This window comes from Anaerococcus obesiensis ph10 (genome assembly GCF_000311745.1).
Classification (GTDB): Bacteria; Bacillota; Clostridia; order Tissierellales; family Peptoniphilaceae; genus Anaerococcus; species Anaerococcus vaginalis.
Genome location: NZ_HE978532.1, coordinates 319,664 through 340,445 on the forward strand (window position 1 = coordinate 319,664; position 20,782 = coordinate 340,445).

The following is a 20,782-nucleotide window of genomic DNA, read 5'->3' on the forward strand; positions in this document are numbered from 1 at the left end:
CCCTCTGCTAAGAGCCTTCGGAGAACGCACACACCCTTTAGGGTGTATAAGTGCGCCCTTGTAAACAAGGGACTATTCTTCGATGTCCGTTTCTTCATCTTCTTTTCCTGTATTTTCTACTTCCATCTGTTCTCTTTGCTCTATGATTTTTAAGATTTTTTGATTGACTGCTTCTTTGATATTTGGGAATGTGATTAACTGATAAAATTCATCTTTGGTGAAATCCTTGCTTTCTGTAAAGATACTTTCAAAGACTGCTCCTTTTTCATATATTCTTTTATCTCTCTTTTTTCTTTCTTCTTGTTTCTGTTGACTGATGAGCTTTTTTCTTTTGTTTTGTAACTGCTTAATTTCTTCTTCTGCCATTAAGATTTTTTCATCTATGTTTTTCATTTTCTGTGTTCCTTTCTTTTTAATTTTGAGCAATAAAAAAACAGTAAACCATTTTTTTGATTTACTGTTTCTGAGTTAGTCTTTTTCTAAACTTTGAGTGTTTATTTCATTTATAATTGTATGATTTTATTGGCTATATCCTCTACAAATCGCTTATCGTGTTCTACAAATATGAGTGTAGGCTTTGCTTCTTTTATAATTTCCTCAATCTGTATTCTTGATATTACATCTATATAATTCAGTGGTTCGTCCCAAACAAATATATGAGCTGGCTTTGATAAACTTACAGCAATTAAAACTTTCTTTTTTTGTCCATCGCTATAGTTCTTCATATCCATTTCAAATAATTCTCTTACAAAATCTAATTTCCTAAGAATTGTTTTGCACAATGTTTCATCAACACCTTGCTTATGAATATACTCATTTAGGCTACCTGTTAAATTAGATGTATCTTGAGGAATATACGATATTTTTAAATTACTTGCCGATTTTATTTCACCAATATACTCATGATGTAACTCTAATAAAATTTTAATCAAGGTTGATTTTCCACTACCATTTTGACCATATATAGCCACTATATCGCCTTGTTTTATCTCGAAACTTACATTGCTTAATATCTGTCTCTCTCCATAGCATGATGATAAATTGCTAACCGATATTAGAGGATTTTTATGATGATGTAATGGATGCAATAATAAACTTTCCTTTGTTTCAATATCTTTTAGTAAACTCTGTTTTTCTTCTATTGCCTTGTTTTGTCTATTCTCCAAATTCTTAGATTTTTTCATCATCTTGGCTGATTGATGACCTATATGTCCTTTGTCTGGTTTTACACCTGATACTTTCACACCATTTTTAGTATTTTCAATTTTATCAGACCAAATTTGACTTTGTCTTGCAGCCTCTTTTAATCGTTTAATATCTTTTCTTAATCTCTCATTTTGACTAATTTCAAATTGGTCTTTCATCACTTTGTTTTCATACCATGATGTAAAATTTCCCGATTGGACATCAATAGAATTCCTGTTAATAGAAATAACATGATTGATACAACCATCTAAAAAATCTCTATCATGAGATATAAGCAAAAATCCTTTTTTACTTTTCAGATATTCACTTACAATTTTTCTTCCGTCCATATCTAAATGGTTTGTTGGTTCATCAATAAGTAAAAAGCCATCTTCTCTTGTAAACAAAATAGCTAAAAGGATTTTTGTTTGTTCTCCTTTAGAAAGCGTTTCAAACTCTCTGTAAACAAGGTTCTCATCTACATTTAGCAAATTAAGTTCTCTAAATAATTTCCATTCTTCCTCATCTGATATTAGTTCTTTATATAACTCAATTCCTAATTTTGAAGTATCAATTATATCTGGTGGAAATTTAATAAATTCAACATCCTTGCTTATTTTACCTTGATAAGTTTCTTGATTTAAAAGTAACTTAAATAGAGTTGATTTACCAATTCCATTTCTTCCTATCAATCCTATTTTCCAGTTTGTATCAAAGGAAAACGATACATTTTCAAATATAGGTTTTACATATCCATAATATGAGAAAGTGAGGTTTTCAATTTTAATTGCCGACATAAAAACACCCCCCTCACAATCCTATTTTGTTTAATATTATACCATTTTTAAGCCATTTTTTCTATATCAGCTTTCTGTGGTACTTGACAGTTGCCTATAAAGTTAAAGTAAACATCAACTTGTTGTTTTCTGTCTTTTCCTTTTCTTCCCCCTGTTGCTTCATGGACTACTACTTTTTCTATATATTCATTTATCATCGGTACTGTAAGTTCCTCAATGTCTGTATACTTCTCTATCATCTTTAGGAATTTATCGGTATCAACTTTTCTCTGATGGTAGCTTTCTATTTCTTGCTCAAAATGCTGTATTTGTTTTTCTAAGTCTTGTTGCTCCGTATCATATATATTAAATAATCTATCAAAGTGTTTTACAGGAATTTTCCCAAGTGCGTGGTCTTCATACAGCTTTGTAATAAGTGTTGTCAATTCTCCATTTCTTGAGGACAGTTTTTCTAATTTCTCTTTATCCTCTTGATACTTTTCTTCTCTTTTTTCGTCGGATAACTTGTTCATCACTTTTAGAAATTCTTGCTTTTCTTCTTTTGCAAAATCTGTTATTTCCTTTATTGATTTTAAGAGAATTTCATTCACTGTTTTTACTTTAATGTAGTGCATACTGCAACTGCCTTTTCTGTGTCTGTAATGTTGACATACAAAAGAGTAATCACTATCATATTTCTTTTCTTTATGTTCTGCCGGCTCTCTGTAACTTAATTTTCCTCCACAATCTGCACAGATTAAAAGTCCTGTAAGTGGATTTGATGTTGTACCGTACTTCGGACTTCTTCTTACTGTCTTTCTTAGCCTTTGAGCATTATTCCATGTTTCTTCGTCAATGATAGCTTCATGGGTGTTTTTGAAGATAATGAGTTCCTCTTCTTTTGCCTTTCTGCGTTTCTTAGTTTTGTAATCAAGGCATATTGTTTTACCAAGTACAGTGTGTCCCATATATTCTCTTTTTTCTAAGATATAGCCTACTGTGGTCGGTGTCCAAAAATACGGGTCTTCTATTCCTCTTTTCTTGGAGCTATGGTTATTTTCAGGGTAATGTATTTCTGCATAGGCTGATGGGATAAGGACTTTATCTTTGGTTAGTATATCTGCTATCTGTGTTACTCCATATCCCTCTATTACAAGATGGTAAATGCGTTTTACGACCTTTGCACTCTCTTTATCGACAAGTAGCTCCTGTTTGTTCTTAGGGTTTCTAAAATAGCCGTATGGCACACTTGGGGATACTCTTTTACCCTCTTCCATTCTTGCTCTGAAGATAGATTGTATTTTTCTTGATGTATCTCTTGCGTACCATTCGTTCATAATGTTTAGAAATGGGGTAAAGTCGCTTTCTGCTTGTTTCTCACTGTCTATTCCGTTATTGATAGCAATAAACCTTACTCCCTTTTCTTTGAACAGTATTTCGGTGTAAAAGCCTACTTTGAGGTAATCTCTGCCAAACCTACTCATATCTTTTACTATCACAGTAGATACTTTGTTTTCTTCTACTGCTTTTATCATCTTTTGAAATCCCTCTCTATCAAAGGTTGTTCCGCTTACTCCATCGTCTGTATAGTGATAAATATTTACAAAGCCGTTTCTTTTGGCATAGCTTTCAAGTAGCTGCTTTTGATTGGTGATGGAATTGCTCTCTCCTTGCATTTCATCATCACGACTTAAACGCTCATAAAGGGCTGTTTGTCCTGTTCTTTTCATATTTGACATGAGAATTACCTCCTTTCCAAGTTTTTATTATTTTCTCTGTCCTTATAAGGTTAATCCTTTAGGGTCTGTTACTACATAGGAAGAGTGCATTTGCATTAGGTTTGGCTTTACATAAAATCTTGTTTTACCTGATCCAGAACCACCTATTACTAGTACATTTTTATTTCTAGCGTACTTAGGATTTTTAGGTCTTGAATTCATTGTTAGTCTTTCGGTATTAGTTATAAGAACATTGTTTTCAAACTTCGGATCAATGTATGGAGCAATATCCTTGCTTTCTCCCCATCTTGCAGATCCATATTCTTTACCTTGCCTATATTTCTTTTTATTTTTACCTTTACTATAAACAATTAGCTTAACAAGACCAGCAACTGAAATACCTATTAACAAGTCCCTTGGATTAATACTTGGTATATAAGATAAAGTTCCTATATCAGAAATTCCCACCATTATTCTATCAATAATATCTCCTCCAACATAAGAATTGATGTGATTAGAAAAGATATTTCCAATGTAGAAAAAGGATAGATAAGGAATGTTTGATAATATAAATTTCTTTGGGTTGTCTATTTTAATTAAGTTTTTAATATCAGAAAGAATGGCTTCTAATACCTTATTCATCGTAGAAACCTTCGCTATCTAATAAAATTAGTAGGTAGTGTCTTCCCTTTGGTGTTATAAATGTTTGTATGCCTACAAGTGTACCAAGTGGATCAACCCATTCTTTTACTTCAAAATATCCCTTGTTCTTATCTGCATAAGGTAAGAGTTTCTTTTTCTTATCTCTATAAATTAATCCCTTATCCATTAGAAAACTTATAAATTGATTTTGTGGTATTCCTAACTCTTTGGCAGTATTTCTAAAGTTTGTAAGTAGATTATAATCTACTAATTTGTCATAATAATCTGCCTTTGGTCTTAATTCTTCAATTTCTTCTTCTCTTTCGGAAATAATTCTATTGGCTACCAGAATTGCATTTGCTAGTAGCTCTTCGTTAGTTTTCTTTTCTTGACCAGCTATATATCCTCCATTTTTTCTAATACTTGGTAAGACTTCTCTAGTTACCCAAGCTTTGAATATTTTTGCTTGTGGTAGTTTTGATGAGAGGATAAGTGAATACAATCCTGACTCATTAATTATTGAAATATTCTGTATTCCTCCAGGGGTGTTCCATTTCGTTACACCCTTATCTTCTTCATCTACATGATCATAAACAGCTTTTCTTGGATTGACATATCCTAACATAGCTGCTACTTCTTTAGCTATAAAGAAAAACTCACCGTCTTTTTCTATAACAGTGAGTTTCCCAAAATTCTTATTTTCAAATGTTTCTAAATTACTTATCATAAGCTTTGCTCCTTATGTTTATTTTTAACTTTATCTTTACTAATTGTGTCCTTAGCCATATCTTTAAACTTATTTATTGTCTTCGTTATTGAATCTTTCCTATCGGCTTTTCTTTCAGAAGCCTTAACCGCTTTTTTAAAGGCATGTTCCATTACCTTTATATCCTTAGATTGAAAAAACACAGAGTGGTTACCAGTTTCCTTATCTTTCATAACAGAAAACTTCACTCCGTGTTTATTTAAAATTTTCTTTAATTCTTTTAACTCAGGATCTTTTAGGTTGATTTCTTCTAACTGTCCTTTTTTAACCATATCTTTTAGCTTTACTTCTTCTCCGTTATTTTTTATTACATTTTTCAAGCCTCCTTGTTCCTCTATTTGCTTGTGAACTTTCTTTAAGGCATCAAGAATTGCTTTACTTGTTGCTTTTGCAAGTCTTACTTCAAGATTAAGACTTGACCTAGATACTTCTTCATTAATCATCTATTCCACCTCCATATAAAAGTAACTCTTTGTATTTTCTTAACTTCTCTTGATGGATTTTTCTTCTAAAATCTTCTCCCGTAACTTTAACTGGTATTGTCATTTCAAGTATTCTTGAATATATCCTCTGATACTCAAGGTCTATATTAGGATTTTGAATAATTTCCAATGATAAGTTTGTAGTAAAAATTGTCGGCCTGCCTTTTAAGTATCTTGAGTTTATAATGTTATATACCTGTTCTCTTGCATAAGATGTATCCCTTTCAATTCCAAGATCATCTAAAATTAACAACGGAATGTTTGATAGGTTATCTATAATTTCATTTGAATCTAGCTTAAATGCTGATTTTTGTATTTGGTTTATAACCTGAGATAAATTCATAATCTTAACTTTAACTTGTTCTCTTTCAATTAATTCATTTGCAATAGAACAAGCAAGATAAGTCTTTCCACTGCCAACATCTCCATAAAATAAAAGTCCAACATTGTCCTCCTTCATTTGCTCAAAACTTTTGGCATAATTGTAAGCAACCTTGTAATCTTGTCCCTTTTCATTTAGGAATTTCTCAAAAGTATATTGGTGTTGGAGCGGCGATGAGAAGCAATCTCTTTTCAATGACGATATTTTCATCAGTCTTTCTCTTTCTTCATTTTCCTTATCTCTCTTTATTTCACATTCACATTTAATTCTGGGAATAAACTTTGTAAAGCCAAAGTCAAGTAATTCTCCATCGACTCTTTTACCACATACCTTGCAATAGATATGTCCATTTCTTTCAATATCATTTTCTCTTAATACAAAATCTTTTAAGTTCTTCATAAACTCTCTCCTATATCGTAATTCATTTTCCTTGTTGTATTATCATTAATGTTTTTTGCCTGATCATTAAGATACCAATTAATTATCGTTGCCTTGTGATCTTGATACACTCTGTTATTTGCTTTCATATATGACGACAACCTATCAATATACTCACTAATCCTGCTTCCTAACTCATTTGTTAAGTCCTTATATTCTTCATCAGTCAAAAATATGTTTTTATATATTCCATAAGGTTTTTGCCCTTTGCTAAAATCATTCTTTCTTAACTCATTATTATTAATATTGTTATAGTTACCTTCCGATTTTCGAAAATCTTGACTTTCGATATTCGAATCTCTTGAATTTCGATTATCGAACTTCTGGAATTTTGTTTTTCGAACTTCTTGATTTTTTAATTCCATATTATTAAATATGCTCATAAAGTCTTTAACATAAATTCTGTTAGGCTTTCCAAGTCCTTGTCTTTTCTTTTCAATCAGTCCTATTCCTGATTTAATATCAAGTTCAGATATTAATTTATTTGCTTTTTCACTTGCACAATTAAATTGATCTTTTATACTTTCTATTGTGTAGTAAATAAAGACTTTTCCATCTTCATCTATCCAGCCATTTTTATATGAAAGCCCCATTCGATTAAGCATATATGAATACAAAACTTTAGCTTCAATAGAAATGCTCTCAAAAATCTCATCTTCCATTAATACCATAGGTAACCTAATGAAGTTATACATCTCAGATTGCCTATTATAAAAATAATCAAAATTCATTCTTACCTCCTTTCTTTGAAATAACAAAAAGACGACAGAATTATTGCTTTCTATCGTCTACGGTTGTCTTATATTTATTTTTCTTCAAATTGATTTTATTGTATAGTTTAATAATTCTAATAATCCAATAACATATATACCTAATTTAGGTAATCCAAATGGACTAAATAAAAATGCTAATATTAGTGCTTCAATTACAATTTGCTTGTCTCCTTGAAAAATGCTAGCTATTCCAATTATAAAAATCAAAGTAGAAACTACGCTTAACAACGCAGTACTCAAACTTAATATGAAGGTTAAAAAAGCTATGAGCAAACTCAACACTAATCTTATCGGTAATAAAATTATTCTAATTATCCATCTCATACATACTCCTAAAAATTAAACTGGGATTCATAACAAACCCCAGTTTCATAATTAGCGTGTCCTTTAATATAATTTTGATCCTGCTGGAATATTATCATCCAGCATTATTAAGTTAAGTTTTTCTTCACCGTCATACTCACAAATTGCAGATATAATCATACCTTCTGAGTCGATTCCCATCATCTTACGAGGAGGAAGATTACAAATTGCAAGTAGTGTCTTTCCAATTAAGCTCTCTGCGCTGTAATATTCCTTAATACCAGATAAAATAACTCTTTCTTTTTCAGAACCATCATCTAATGTAAATTTCAAAAGTTTTTTTGACTTAGGAACTTCTTCGCAGTTTTTAACCTTTACAACTCTAAAATCAGATTTTGAGAAAGTTTCAAAGTCTACCATATCTTCAAATAATGGTTCAACTTTCACTTTTGAAAGGTCAATTTCTTCTGTCGTAAGTTTGTCGTAAGTTTCGTAAGTTTCTTTTGACAAACCCCCATTTTCTGCCTTTTCTAAGCCTATTGGCTTCATTGTTGGGAATATAAAACTTTAGATTTTTGCAAAGTTTTTAAGAAAATATAAGCTACACTTCCTCCAATAATTGTTGCAATTGTAAAAGAAGGCAGGTAAAAATACCAAGTTATATCGCCTGTTCCATAAAATAATTTCATAACTGGATAAGAAACAATAGCTCCAATTATTCCTGTTCCAATTATTTCCCCAACTACAGCTGCAAATAAATTTCCTTTCGATTTTCTATAAAAAATTCCAGAAAGCATAGCTCCAAAAATTTGTCCAGTTATGGCAAGAGGAGGAATTCCTAGAAAACTCATTCTCAAAAATGCAGTTATTAATCCATTTAATAGTGAATACCAAGGGCCCAAAAAAACTGAGCAAACAATATTTACAAAATGAGCCGTTGGAGCAAAACCTTCAAATCTTAAAATTGGAGAAATAACAACTCCAATAGTTACAAACATACAAAGAGTTAGCATAATAAGCAAAGAATTATTTTTTTTCATAATCTCTCCTAAACATTTATATAATCAGTAAAAACTGGAGTCATGTCAATTGCTTTTAAATCTTTTATTGCATCATCACATGACCTATTATCTGCAATTTCAAATTGCTCATCTCCCGTATCTTGAGAATTTTTTGATCTATGACCAATTGACGTATCAACTGATGCAGAAATTTTTGTTGCTGCATATTTTACTGCCAAATTTCTAAAATCACGGTCTTCTCTTGTTGAAAGAGTTATTGATGCAAATGGCAAAAATATTCTAAGAGCAAGCATGATTTGGAAAAATTTCTTATCATTTACTTCAAAAAATTTAAGCTTATCTGCCCCGTGGGTTGGTCTTATTCTTGGAAGAGAAATTGCAATTTCTGCGTGAGGATATTTTTTTTGAATTTTTTGAGCGTGAAGACCTAATTTAAATGCTTCTTCAATTGGATCATTAAGTCCAAAAAGCGTTCCAAAACCTACTCCCCTAAAGCCTGCCATCATTGCTCTTTCTTGAGTATCAATCCTATAAACCCAAGATCTTTTGTGACCGTAAGGATGGTAAAAATCATAAGTTTTTGGATTGTAAGATTCTTGAAAAACTGTAACAAAATCTGCCCCTGCTTCTTTTAATTTTTTATAATCATCTACATTTGCAGGGTAGACTTCAATTCCTATTGTTTTAAAATATTTTTTGGCTATCTCGCATGCTTTTGCAATATATTCTACTGATGAAAATTTTTGACTTTCTCCTGTTAAAATCAAAACATCTTCAATTCCAGTATCTGAAAGAGCCTTCATTTCTTCTTCAATTTCTTCAAAATTTAATTTTGCCCTTTTTATATCAGACTTTGCCCTAAAACCACAATACCTGCAAGAATTTTCACAATAATTTGCTATATAAATCGGAGAAAAAAGACAAACATTATTTCCAAAATATCTCACTCTCTTATCTTTTGCAAGCTCTCCCATTTTTTCCAAATGATTTAAAGCTTTGTCTGATAAAAGATTGTAGAAATCTTCTTCATCAAGTCTTTCTTTTTCTAAACTTCTTAGAATATCAGAATCACTTACATTTTTATTTTTTATTTTTTCGTAATTATCTAAAACTTCGGTTTTTATATGAGAATCGATTATATCCATTTCTGGAAAATAATCTGTAACTTTTTTAATATTCATCTTAATCAAAAAAATCTCTTAGTGGAGATGATGGATCAGCTCCAGATTCTAAAACTCTGCCCGGCTTTGAAAGATAAGCAAGACGACCTGCTTCAATTCCAAGTTTAAAAGCTCTTGCCATCATTGTAATATCAGAAGCACTTGCGATTCCTGTATTTGCCATAATTGCACAAGTTCCCATTTCCATTGCCTCTGCGGCTTGACTTGGAAGACCAATTCCTGCATCAACAATTACTGGAAGGTCAACTTCATCAATAATTATTTTTATAAATTCTTTTGTGACAAGTCCCTTGTTAGATCCAATTGGAGCAGCAAGTGGCATTATAGCAGTGGCTCCCGCATCTTTTAAATCTCTTGCATAATTTAAATCTGGATACATATAAGGTAGAACAACAAAACCTTCATAAGCCAAAACTTTTGTAGCCTTCAAAGTCTCTTCGTTATCTGGCAAAAGATATTTTGTATCTCTCATAATTTCAATTTTTACAAAATTTCCACAACCCATTTCCCTTGCAAGTCTTGCAATTCTAATTGCCTCATCAGCATTTCTTGCTCCAGAAGTATTTGGAATAATTGTAACGTGTTTTGGTATATAATTTAAAATATTTGCCACATCTTTTGTATTAGCTCGCCTTAGAGCGACTGTAATCATTTCACATTCTGCATTTTTTACAGCAGCATCAATTAGTTCCACAGAATATTTCCCGCTACCAAGAATAAATCTTGAATTAAATTCCTTGCCACCTAGTATAAATTTATCTTCCATAATAATCCTTCCTTATTTTTTTCAAACACTCAAGAGCCTCAAGGCTTGCCATGATTGATACATAGGCAAGATAAAGCCCATCTTTTTTTGCGTCTGATTTGAAATCACCAACCATAGTGATGTTATTTATTTTTTTTACCTTAATATCTGAAATATCTCCAAGTCCTGCCATGCCCGATGCGGTAAAAAGAAATTTATTTTCTTTTTTTGAAAAATAATCAAAGACCATAACCTTGGACTCTTTCTTGTCAAAAGCTTCAATAAAATAATCGGTTTTTTCAATAATTTCATCCATATTTTTTTCATCCAAGAACATATTTTTTGCATGAATTTTTGTAAAGGGAATAGTTTCTTCGATTATTTTTTTTGTTGCAAGGACTTTTTCTTTGTCAATATCAGAAATTTTATAATTTTGCCTGTTTAAATTCGAATATTCAACCTTATCAAAATCATACAAAAAAATTTCTCCAATGCCCGCTCTTGCCAAAATCATTGCAACATTTGAGCCAAGTCCTCCACAACCTAAAATCGAAACTTTTGCTTTTTCAAATATTTCATTGTCATTTTTATTTTGTCTTTTTAAAATTTTATCTCTTAAATCCATCAACCCCCTCCAACAAAGGAAAAAACTTCCACCTTATAGCCATCTTTTACAAGAAAATTTTTGAAATTTTCTCTTTTTACAAGTTCTTGATTGACTTCAACAGCCACAAAGTGAGGATCAAATTTATTTTCTTTTAAAAATTCATACAAAGAAATTTCATTTTCAATTTTCACTTCCTTGTAATTTATTAAAACCATATTCACCTCCTAAAAAAAGAACACAAATAGAAACCATACCCGAGGTGGTATGCCCCATTTGTGTTTTGCACATAGATTATTTGACTAACTACTATAAATTAATTTTTTATTAGGATCAAAAAAAAGACCCTAACTAGGGTCTTTAAACTTTTTTATAATCATCGCTTTCTTACGCAGGTTTTAACCTAATCAAGTTTAAAGGGTTGATGAAAATTCATCTCTCAGCTAAAAGCACCCCTAGCTATTTTTATTATAGGACAAATTTATTTAATTTGCAAAATTTTTTAACTTTCCTTATTTTTTTGAATAGCCTTACAGTATTTGAATAAATAAATAGGCGAAATTAAAGTTGCAAGACTATTATAAAATCCAAAATTTGGAATCCATGAACTTAGCTTATTTTCATTTTCTCTCATTTGAATAGTTTTACAAGGTAGGGTTGTAAAAAAAGCAAGACTTGCATAAATTAAGATTAGGTATTTTACAAAAATATTAAGATTGTACCTATCTAATAAATAATAAAGTCCCCAAGAAAAAAATCCTGCAATTAAAAAAGATAATATTCTAACAAGGATAAAAGCCTTGGAAGAATTTTTAGAATCAACATCTTGTTTTAATATAAATTTAAAATAATTTTTTAAAATATTCATCTTCCCTCCCCTTTTAGAATATCATCTTTCAAGATTTGGGACAAATCACCTTTCATCCATTGATAAATATTTTTTTGTTTGACTTAAAGACTTGTAGGCTGGTCTTATTATTTTTGAATCTTCGATTTGTTCAAGTCTGTGAGCAGCCCATCCAACTGTTCTTGCTATGGCAAAGATTGGTATATATAAATCTTTTGGAATATCTAGCATTTCATAGCAAAATCCTGAATATAAATCTACATTTGCACAAATCGGATATGGTTTTTTTAATTTTTCCATCAAAAGCCTTCCACCAATTTTTTCGATTTTTTCTATAAATTCAAAATCTTTTTGTCTATTTTTAATTTTTGAAAGCTCTCTTGCCTTTTCTTTTAATAAAACTGCCCTTGGATCTGAGATGGTATAAACCGCATGTCCCAAACCATAAATTAAACCTTTTTTATCAAAGGCCTTTTTGTCCAAAATTTTTTCCAAATATTTTTCTATTTCTTTTTCATCTTCTATATTTTTTAAATTTTCCCTAATATTTTCAAGCATTTGACTTACTTTTAAATTTGCTCCCCCATGCCTTGGCCCTTTGAGCGAACCAAGTCCTGTGGCAATGGCTGAATAGGTGTCTGTTCCTGATGATGAAACCACGTGAGTTGCAAAGGCTGAATTGTTACCTCCTCCGTGTTCTGCATGAATTATTAGCAATAAATCCAAAATTTCTGCTTCTTCTTTTTTATATTTTTGGTCGATTCTAAGCATAGAAAGTATATTTTCTGCAATTGATTTGTTTTCATCTTGATTGTGAATTACCAAAGATTTTCCATCAAAATTGTGAATTTTAACTTGGTAGGAATAAATTGCAATTATTGGCATTTTTGAAATTAAAGAAAGTGATTGTGATAGTACGTTCAAAGTATCTGTATCATCAGCCATTTCGTCATAAGAATAAAGGGCAAGCACTGACCTCATCATTATATTTACGATATTATTGCCTGGAAGATTTAGGATTGTATCTTCAAAAAATTTATTTGGCAAATTTCTTTCTTCTACTAGAATTTTTTTGAAACTTTCTAGGTCATTTTTATTTGCTAATTTATTAAAAAGCAAAAGATAAATAATTTCTTCAAAGCCAAGTCTTTTTGTATTTTTAAAATCATTTACCATACTTGTGAGGGGATAACCCCTATAATATAGTTCGCCTTTGCTTAGAATTTTTTCCCCATTTTCGATTTTATAACCGCAAACATCGCCGACTTTTGTTACTCCAACCAAAACTCCAGTCCCATTTTGATTTCTAAGTCCTCTTTTTATGGAAAATTTATCGTAGAGATTTTTATCTATTGTATTTTCTATTTTTATTTTTTTGAAAGGTCTACAAGTTTATCTTTATTCATTTTCTCCTCCCAAATTTTTGATTATTTCTTGGGTGATTTTTTCCAAACTTGCATCTCCTCCCAAATCTTTTGTATGATTTTTCTTATCTTCCATTGTTTTTTCAATAGACTTTCTTAATTTTTCGGACAAATTTCCTTCCCCAATGTCATCAAGCATAAGAGATGCTGTAAGTAAAATTGCAATTGGATTTGCCAAATTTTTTCCAGCAATATCAGGAGCAGAACCATGAACTGATTCATAAATTGCAATATTCTCTCCCTTGTTTACTCCAGGAATTAAGCCAAGTCCACCAACAAGGCCTGCTGCCAAGTCTGATAAAATATCCCCGTACAAATTTTCAGTTACTATAACGTCAAATTTGTTTGGATTTAAAACCATTTGCATGGCAGTATTATCAACCAAAAGCTCTTCAAATTCTATATCTGGGAAAGAATTTGCAATTTCACGCCCAACATTTAAAAACAAACCATCAGTAAATTTCATTATATTTGCCTTGGTAACTATGGTAACTTTTTTCCTATTAAATTTTTTTGCATATTCAAAGGCTGCCCTTATAATTCTTTCAGATTTTTTTCGTGTTATCACCTTTATTGAATGAAATTTATCATCAGAAATTTTTTCCTCAAGTCCCATATACAAATCTTCAGTATTTTCCCTAAAAATTACCATATCGACATTTTCATATTTTGTTTTTATATTTTTAATTGATTTTATTGGCCTAATATTTGCAAAAAGATCGTATTTTTTTCTAAGCTCAACATTAATTGACCTAAAACCATGTCCAATTGGGGTTGTGATTGGACCCTTAATAGCAATTTTGTTTTTTTCAATTGATTTAAAAACTTCATCTGGAATAAAGGTATTTTCTTTTTCAAAAACGCTCGCTCCAGCATTCACTTCTTCAAATTCAACCTTTGATCCCAAGGCCTTTAAAACTTTTTTCATAGAATCACAAATTTCTGGACCGATTCCATCTCCCTTTATCAAAGTTACTTTCATAATTACTCCAATTCTAAATTTTTGGCATAATTTAAATAGCCACCCATTTTTAATATTTCAATTTCTCTTTTTGAAAATTCTCCCCTAACTTTTATTTCTATATCCTTATCCAAATCTTTTAAAATAAATTCCCCGCTTTCTAAGGAATTTTCTATATTTTTTATTTGAATATTATCAAATTCAGATAATTTTTCATAGTCACTTTCACTTTCAAATTCTAATGGAAAGATTGCATTATTTATCAAATTTGACCTGTGGATTCTTGCAAAAGATTTGGCAATAACCGCTTTTACATTAAGATGCAAAGGAATTAAAGCAGCGTGCTCTCTTGATGATCCTTGACCATAATTTACACCAGCAACAATAAGACCACCAGAGTTTTTTTCGGCTCTTTTTTTGAAATCATCGATTTTTGTTGTAAAGGCAAATTCTGATAAATATTCTATATTTGACCTAAATGGCAAAAGTCTAGCGTTTGATGGACAAATATCATCAGTTGTAATTCCATCGCCCGCCTTATAAATTATTTTTGAATTTATTTCAGAAACAGGACTTGCCTTTGGAAAAGGCTTGATATTTTTTCCCTTTACAGTTTCTTTAATTCTTTTTGCTAAATCTTCTTCTCTTTTTATAAAATAAGCATCAGTATGGTCAAAAATAATATTTTCGTCAAAATCTTTTTTAAATTCAGCATCTTTTGGATTGGATATATAACCATTAAGAGCAGAAATCGCACAAGTTTCTGGACTTGCAAGATAAATTTTAGCATCAATTGTCCCAGATCTTCCCTTAAAATTTCTATTAAAAGACCTTAGAGAAATTCCACCAGCTTTTGGTGCTTGGCCCATGCCTATACAAGGCCCACAACCCGATTCCAAAATCCTCGCCCCAGCCTTAATCATTTTTGCAAGGGCCCCGTTTTCTGATAATTTTTCCAAAATTGTGGCAGAACCTGGAGAAATTACAAGAGAAACATCAGGATGAACTTTTTTTCCATCAAGAATTGATGCAACTTTCATCATATCCATATAAGATGAATTTGTACAAGATCCGATTGCAACTTGGTCGATTTTTATTTTCTCCATTTCAGAAATTTTTTGGTATTGGTCTGGAAAATGAGGTCTTGCTACAGCAGATTCAATTTCACTTAAATCAATTTCCATAACCTCATCATAAAAAGCGTCCTCGTCTGCCTCTAATTTTTTGTAATCTTCTTTCCTATTTTGGCTTTTTAAATATTTTAAAGTATTTTCATCAGATGGAAAAATTGAAGTCGTCGCCCCAAGTTCTGCTCCCATATTACAAATTGTCGCCCTGTCAGTCACTGACAAAGATTTTACACCTTCTCCAGAATATTCCATAATATATCCCGTTCCGCCTTTGACAGACAATTTTCCCAAAATATATAAAATTAAATCCTTGGCATTTACATAATCTTTCAAAGAATTTTTGAGTTTTATATTGAAAATTTTTGGCACTTTTATAAAATAAAAACCTCTTGCCATAGCAACAGCAACATCAAGTCCCCCTGCCCCAATTGCAATTTGTGCCAAAGCACCGCCCGTTGGAGTATGAGAATCAGAACCTAAAAGAGTATTGCCAACTTTTCCAAATTGTTCCAATTGAACTTGGTGGCAAATTCCACAACCAGCTTTTGAAAAAGTTATACCAAATTTATTGGCAGCAGATTTTATAAATTCATGATCGTCAGCATTTTCAAATCCTTGTTGGAGAATATTATGATCAATATATGCAAGAGAATTTTCAGTTTTTACATCCTCAATGTCCATAGCCTCAAGTTGCAAATAAGCCATAGTCCCAGTAGAATCTTGAGTTAAAGTTTGATCGATTTTAATACAAATCTCCTCGCCAGTTTTAATCTCTCCTTGTAAAAGATGGTTTTCTAAAATTTTTATAGCTAATGATTTTTTCATTTTTTACCTCTTTACTTTAATATATTATTGTAATAATTATACGCCGAAGTAAAATAATTTCCAAAAAAATATCCCCACCTAAAGTGAGGACAGACTGTTGACAAAGTATACAAATCCTCATGCTAAGAATATCATACGGAAAAAATTGATTTGATTTCAAATTTTAAAATTCGTCAAAAAACGTACTGTTTGAGCGTTAGCGAGTTTGCGTTTTTAGAATTTTGGAATTTAGAAATCAACAATTTTTGAAGTCCGATATTCGTGCTTGAGGGTTTGTCTACGCTTTGTCCCCACCTAAAGTGAGGATTTATTTATTTTATTAAATCAAAAAATTTTTTATTCGTGCTTTAGCAATTAATTCAATAAAAAATTTAACACATCTATAGCGTGGCAAAAAACTCTAAGTTTAATTTTTCTTTTATACTTGCTTTTACCTTGAGATCTCTTGTATTATTATTGCTAATAAAAAAATAAATTCATAGGAAATTTTATTTAAAAAATCCCCCATGAATTTAACTACATATTCTTAGTCTTATTAAAAGAGGCCTCAACTGCCTTTATCAATCCTGCCCTAAAATTATTTTCTTCCAAGGCCTTCACTCCTTCGATTGTAGTTCCTTTTGGGCTTGTCACCTTATCTTTTAAAAGTCCTGGATGCTCTCCTGACTCTTCCATTAATTTTGCTGATCCTATTATTGTTTGGGCGATTAATTTATAGGAAATATCTCTTTTAAGTCCACAAAGGACTGCCCCATCAGACAAGCTTTCCATAAATAAATCCACAAAAGCAGGCAGACAACCATTTACAACACTTGCTGCATCAAATTGATTTTCGTCAATTTTTATAGCCTTGCCAAAAGATGAAAAAATTTCTAAAATATTTGAAAATTCCTCATCACTAACATTTGAATTTGGACAAAGAATTGACATCCCTTCCCCAACAGATGCAGGAGTATTTGGCATAGTCATAACAATTTTTTTGTCAGATCCCAATAAATTTTCAAGTTTTTCAAGAGTAAAACCTGCAGCAATTGAAATAAATACTTTATTTTCCAACAAATCTTTTATTTCATCAATCACTTCTTTATAATAATTTGGTTTTACAGCCAAAATTACATAATCAGAATTTTCCACCACTTTTCTGTTTTCCATAATAGAAACTTCTTTATCCTTAAAAAATTCTAAATTAGATCCCCTATTAGATAAAAAAAGTTCATTTTTACCCAAAAGACCTTTGGCAATTGAAGAACCCATATTCCCAATGCCGATAACACCAATTTTCATATTTCCTCCTTATAGAAAAATATATTTTTCCTATATTTTTGTTTTATGTTTGTTTTAAATTTTTTTAATGTATTAATATAATTCTTCGTATACTTAGGGCGGAAGGAACAGGGGACTTCCGATTGTCCCCTTTTTCCTTCCCCCTAAGAACTCCCATCTTTATAACCCCTTAACCGGCCCTTGCAGGGAGCAAAATCAGAAAGAAACTTGCGTTTCTTTCGTTTTTTTAATTTCTATCTAAAATTAAATAAGAAAATAAGCCCAAAATAAATAAATTCTAAGTTCATTAAAAGAGAAAAAATAACTCACTAACGTTCAAACAATTTTTTCTCTAATAATTCACTTGAATTTATAGTTATTTTTAAATGGCAATCAATCTTCAAAAATTTGAAAGAAGCGTTAGCTTCTTACAAAACCAGCTCCATGCAATGGTCGGTTGCAGGGGGGCAAAAAAGTGGGGGTCGTTAGGGGGAGGAAAAAGGGGGAGAATCGAAACTCCCCCATTTCCTCCGCCCTAACATAACGAAGTATTAAATATATATAACAATTTATTACAAGAAAAAACCTAAATTTCTAAAATAATCTTTAAAAAGATTATTCCCTAATTTGCCCTTGCCCCAAAATCACATATTTATATGTTGTAAGCTCATTCAATCCAACTGGTCCTCTGGCGTGAAGTCTTTGGGTTGATATTCCTATTTCTGCTCCAAATCCAAATTCTGATCCGTCTGTAAATCTTGTTGAAGCATTTACATAAACGCAGGCTGAGTCCACTTCTTCTACAAATTTATTTGCTTCTTCTATTTTTTCTGTAATTATTGCATCTGAATGGCCTGTGGAATATTTGTAAATGTGATCAATTGCACAATCTATATTTTCTACTTCTTTTACTGAAAATTCATAGTCCAAATATTCTTTGCCATAATCTTTCTCACTTGCAGGACTTGCCCCCTTTATTTTTCCTATTGTATTTTTACAAGCGTGAACTTTTAATTTATATTTTTCTACAATTTTATTTAGTCCATCATAAAAACTTTGGTCGATGTCCTTGTGAACGACTAAACTTTCAATGGCATTGCACACGCCTATTCTTTGAGTTTTGCCGTTTTCAAAAATTTTTATCGCCTTTTCAATATCAGCGTACTTATCAACATACAAATGGCAATTTCCCACTCCAGTTTCAAGGGTTGGCACACTTGCATTTTTTACAACTGCATTTATAAGAGATGCTGATCCTCTTGGAATTAACAAGTCTACATATCCATTTAATTTCATAAGCTCAGTTGATGAATCCCTGCTTGTATCGTCAATTATTTGGACAATATTTTCATCAAAACCTGTGTTTTTTATTCCTTCTCTGATTGCACTTGCAATGGCAAGGGAAGAATTTATGGCTTCTTTTCCACTTCTTAAGATTATAGAATTTGAAGATTTTATGGCAAGAATTGACGCATCCAAGGTTACATTTGGCCTTGCTTCATAAATCATTGCCAAAACTCCGATTGCAACAGATTTTTTCCCAATCAAAAGTCCATTTTCAAGAGTTCTCACATCAGTCATTTTTCCAATTGGGTCAGGAAGTTTTATCATTTGATCGATTGATAAAATCATTGAGTCAATTCTACTATCATCAAGTTTTAGCCTATCAAGAAGACCTTCTGCCATATTATTAGAAAGGCCCTTGTCGTAGTCTTTTTTGTTGGCATCAAGAATATTTTTCCTGTTTTTTTCCATGGAAATTTTTATATTTTCTAAAATTTTATTTTTATCTTTTGTTGAAAGCTTTACAAAATCTTTTTTTGCTTTTTTGGAAAGCTCGCCCATTTTAGTCAATTTTTCTTTTAAAGATTGTTCCAATTTCCTCTCCTTTCACTATTCTTCTTATATTTTTCAAATCTTTCGAATTTGCAATTACCGTATCAATTCCCTTTTCCATACAAAGGTTAGCTGCATTAATTTTTGTAGCCATCCCACCAGTTCCAAGATTTGAATAAGAATCCTTGCCCATTGACCTTAATTTTTCGTCAATTTCATTAACTTCTTTGATTAATTTTGCCTCCTTATTAATTCTTGGATCATCTGTATAAAGTCCATCAATATCTGACAAAAGCATAAGCAAATCAGCATCAACCAATTTTGCAACTACAGATGATAGGGTATCATTATCCCCAAAATCAATTTCGTAAGTAGAAATCGTGTCATTTTCATTTACAATTGGAACAACTCCCATTTCCAACAAATCATTTATAGTATTTTTGGCATTAAAATTCATAACTTCGTTGGTTTCAACCATTCTTGTAAGAAGAATCTGCCCAATAGAATACCCATATTCCGCAAAAGCTTTGAGGAAAGTATTCATCAAAGTAACCTGCCCAACTGCAGCTGTGGCTTGTTTTTTGCTAATATCATTTCTAGGCCTTTTAATAGAAAGCCTGTTTGCCCCAGTTGCAATCGCACCAGATGAAACCAAAATCACCTTAATGCCCTTGTTTTCCAAATTTACAATTTCCTTAGCAAGTTCTTCGATTCTTTCAATATCAACCCCACCATTTTCGTGGCTTACAGAAGAAGAACCTACTTTTATAACTATTTTTCTCAATTCATTACTAAATTCTCTCATATTTTTCACCTCTTATATTTTATAAGAAAACACAAAAATAAGCAATTTAAAACACCCTTTGGCAGGGTGGTTTAAATAAATAAATCAGAATGTGTTCCTAATCTTAGTAAAGATAGAACCATTACATCATTAAATTTTTCATATATCAGCAAAAAATCTGGCTCTATATGACATTCTCTTGTAGAATAATATTTTCCTTTTAATGGATGGTCCTTATATTTTTCATCCAATTTTTCATCATTAGCAAGTTTTTCAATTACATCCATTAACTTTTCAATATCTCTATTTTGTTTTTTTGCAAGTTTTAAATCTTTTTTAAATTTACTTGTAAATTTAATTTTATAAATCATAATTCCAAAGCCTTTTTCAAATCATCCATATTGCTGTATGAAGGATAATTTTTATCATAGGCTATTTTTCTTCCTTCTTCGATTGCATTTTGACTTTGTTTATTAAGATTATCAAGTTTTAAATCAAAGGGAATTCCATTTTCCCTTATGCTTGCCCTCAAAAACATATTAATAGCAGTTGACATATTTAAGCCAAGCTCAGCATACAATTTTTCTGCTTTTTCCTTAATATCTTTTTCTGTTCTAATATTTAGATTTGCATTTGCCATACTATCACCTCTTACTAAGATTTTAGCATTTTTATATCACTTGTCAACACAAATC

The 20,782-nt window shown here is 31.1% G+C and carries 22 protein-coding genes, 2 pseudogenes and 1 riboswitch; all 24 genes and pseudogenes read right to left on the minus strand.

The features are described 5' to 3' along the window. Window positions 1-72: 72 nt before the first annotated feature. Window positions 73-393, minus strand: coding sequence for a DUF3847 domain-containing protein (locus tag HGAG_RS07590; RefSeq protein WP_019118575.1), 321 nt, complete (start codon window positions 391-393; stop codon window positions 73-75). A 110-nt stretch (window positions 394-503) separates the two neighbouring features. Further along, window positions 504-1,982 carry an Lsa family ABC-F type ribosomal protection protein gene (locus tag HGAG_RS07595; protein WP_019118576.1) on the minus strand — a complete coding sequence of 493 codons (1,479 nt, stop codon included), beginning with the start codon at window positions 1,980-1,982 and terminating at the stop codon, window positions 504-506. Window positions 1,983-2,029: 47 nt separating this feature from the next. Beyond that, on the minus strand, window positions 2,030-3,700 hold the full coding sequence (locus HGAG_RS07600; RefSeq protein ID WP_019118577.1) for a recombinase family protein: 1,671 nt from the start codon (window positions 3,698-3,700) through the stop codon (window positions 2,030-2,032). A gap of 54 nt (window positions 3,701-3,754) precedes the next feature. Then, window positions 3,755-4,321, minus strand: a pseudogene (locus HGAG_RS07605) (type IV secretory system conjugative DNA transfer family protein); the annotation flags it as partial. Next, on the minus strand, window positions 4,314-5,048 hold the full coding sequence (locus HGAG_RS07610) for a phage antirepressor Ant (RefSeq protein ID WP_019118579.1): 735 nt from the start codon (window positions 5,046-5,048) through the stop codon (window positions 4,314-4,316). The gene HGAG_RS07610 and the pseudogene HGAG_RS07605, both read right to left, overlap by 8 nt. Continuing rightward, window positions 5,045-5,530, minus strand: coding sequence for a PcfB family protein (locus HGAG_RS07615; RefSeq protein ID WP_000606600.1), 486 nt, complete (start codon window positions 5,528-5,530; stop codon window positions 5,045-5,047). The genes HGAG_RS07610 and HGAG_RS07615 overlap by 4 nt, the downstream gene beginning before the upstream one ends. Next, entirely contained in the window at window positions 5,523-6,350 is an 828-nt protein-coding gene (locus tag HGAG_RS07620; RefSeq protein WP_019118580.1) for an ATP-binding protein, read from the minus strand. The genes HGAG_RS07615 and HGAG_RS07620 overlap by 8 nt, the downstream gene beginning before the upstream one ends. Beyond that, window positions 6,347-7,120 carry a replication initiator protein A gene (locus HGAG_RS07625; protein WP_019118581.1) on the minus strand — a complete coding sequence of 258 codons (774 nt, stop codon included), beginning with the start codon at window positions 7,118-7,120 and terminating at the stop codon, window positions 6,347-6,349. The genes HGAG_RS07620 and HGAG_RS07625 overlap by 4 nt, the downstream gene beginning before the upstream one ends. A gap of 84 nt (window positions 7,121-7,204) precedes the next feature. Then, window positions 7,205-7,486: a CD1845 family protein gene (locus tag HGAG_RS07630; protein ID WP_001267200.1), complete on the minus strand. Its 282-nt coding sequence runs from the start codon at window positions 7,484-7,486 to the stop codon at window positions 7,205-7,207. A gap of 63 nt (window positions 7,487-7,549) precedes the next feature. After that, a pseudogene (gene metG, locus HGAG_RS07635) lies at window positions 7,550-8,026 on the minus strand (methionine--tRNA ligase subunit beta); the annotation flags it as partial. Beyond that, the gene (thiW, locus tag HGAG_RS10880; protein ID WP_019118582.1) at window positions 8,011-8,505 is read right to left on the minus strand and encodes an energy coupling factor transporter S component ThiW; all 495 of its coding nucleotides are present in this window, start codon (window positions 8,503-8,505) and stop codon (window positions 8,011-8,013) included. The pseudogene metG and the gene thiW, both read right to left, overlap by 16 nt. Window positions 8,506-8,513: 8 nt before the next feature. After that, the gene (gene thiH, locus HGAG_RS07645) at window positions 8,514-9,668 is read right to left on the minus strand and encodes a 2-iminoacetate synthase ThiH (protein WP_026074077.1); all 1,155 of its coding nucleotides are present in this window, start codon (window positions 9,666-9,668) and stop codon (window positions 8,514-8,516) included. A 1-nt stretch (window position 9,669) separates the two neighbouring features. Then, the gene (locus HGAG_RS07650) at window positions 9,670-10,434 is read right to left on the minus strand and encodes a thiazole synthase (RefSeq protein WP_019118584.1); all 765 of its coding nucleotides are present in this window, start codon (window positions 10,432-10,434) and stop codon (window positions 9,670-9,672) included. Next, entirely contained in the window at window positions 10,424-11,038 is a 615-nt protein-coding gene (thiF, locus tag HGAG_RS07655; RefSeq protein WP_019118585.1) for a sulfur carrier protein ThiS adenylyltransferase ThiF, read from the minus strand. The genes HGAG_RS07650 and thiF overlap by 11 nt, the downstream gene beginning before the upstream one ends. Further along, window positions 11,038-11,235, minus strand: a complete 198-nt coding sequence (gene thiS, locus HGAG_RS07660) for a sulfur carrier protein ThiS (RefSeq protein WP_019118586.1) — start codon at window positions 11,233-11,235, stop codon at window positions 11,038-11,040. Before thiS ends, thiF begins: the two co-directional genes overlap by 1 nt. Window positions 11,236-11,384: 149 nt before the next feature. Then, window positions 11,385-11,484: riboswitch (TPP riboswitch) on the minus strand. 35 nt (window positions 11,485-11,519) lie between these two features. Beyond that, complete coding sequence (locus HGAG_RS07665) at window positions 11,520-11,885, minus strand: hypothetical protein (RefSeq protein WP_019118587.1); 366 nt, start codon at window positions 11,883-11,885, stop codon at window positions 11,520-11,522. Window positions 11,886-11,930: 45 nt separating this feature from the next. After that, window positions 11,931-13,235 (minus strand): citrate synthase, encoded by a 1,305-nt coding sequence (locus tag HGAG_RS07670; protein ID WP_083857220.1) that lies wholly within the window; start codon window positions 13,233-13,235, stop codon window positions 11,931-11,933. Window positions 13,236-13,262: 27 nt separating this feature from the next. Then, window positions 13,263-14,270: an isocitrate/isopropylmalate dehydrogenase family protein gene (locus tag HGAG_RS07675; RefSeq protein ID WP_019118589.1), complete on the minus strand. Its 1,008-nt coding sequence runs from the start codon at window positions 14,268-14,270 to the stop codon at window positions 13,263-13,265. Window positions 14,271-14,272: 2 nt separating this feature from the next. Beyond that, a complete protein-coding gene (locus HGAG_RS07680) occupies window positions 14,273-16,204 on the minus strand; it encodes an aconitate hydratase (RefSeq protein ID WP_019118590.1) in 1,932 nt (643 codons plus the stop codon). 516 nt (window positions 16,205-16,720) lie between these two features. Then, complete coding sequence (gene proC / locus HGAG_RS07685) at window positions 16,721-17,488, minus strand: pyrroline-5-carboxylate reductase (RefSeq protein ID WP_019118591.1); 768 nt, start codon at window positions 17,486-17,488, stop codon at window positions 16,721-16,723. A 594-nt stretch (window positions 17,489-18,082) separates the two neighbouring features. After that, window positions 18,083-19,345 (minus strand): glutamate-5-semialdehyde dehydrogenase, encoded by a 1,263-nt coding sequence (locus HGAG_RS07690; protein WP_019118592.1) that lies wholly within the window; start codon window positions 19,343-19,345, stop codon window positions 18,083-18,085. Beyond that, on the minus strand, window positions 19,314-20,108 hold the full coding sequence (gene proB / locus HGAG_RS07695) for a glutamate 5-kinase (RefSeq protein ID WP_019118593.1): 795 nt from the start codon (window positions 20,106-20,108) through the stop codon (window positions 19,314-19,316). Before proB ends, HGAG_RS07690 begins: the two co-directional genes overlap by 32 nt. Window positions 20,109-20,179: 71 nt before the next feature. Next, a complete protein-coding gene (locus tag HGAG_RS07700) occupies window positions 20,180-20,458 on the minus strand; it encodes a type II toxin-antitoxin system YafQ family toxin (RefSeq protein WP_019118594.1) in 279 nt (92 codons plus the stop codon). Then, window positions 20,455-20,727, minus strand: coding sequence for a type II toxin-antitoxin system RelB/DinJ family antitoxin (locus HGAG_RS07705; RefSeq protein ID WP_019118595.1), 273 nt, complete (start codon window positions 20,725-20,727; stop codon window positions 20,455-20,457). Before HGAG_RS07705 ends, HGAG_RS07700 begins: the two co-directional genes overlap by 4 nt. Window positions 20,728-20,782 lie beyond the last annotated feature (55 nt).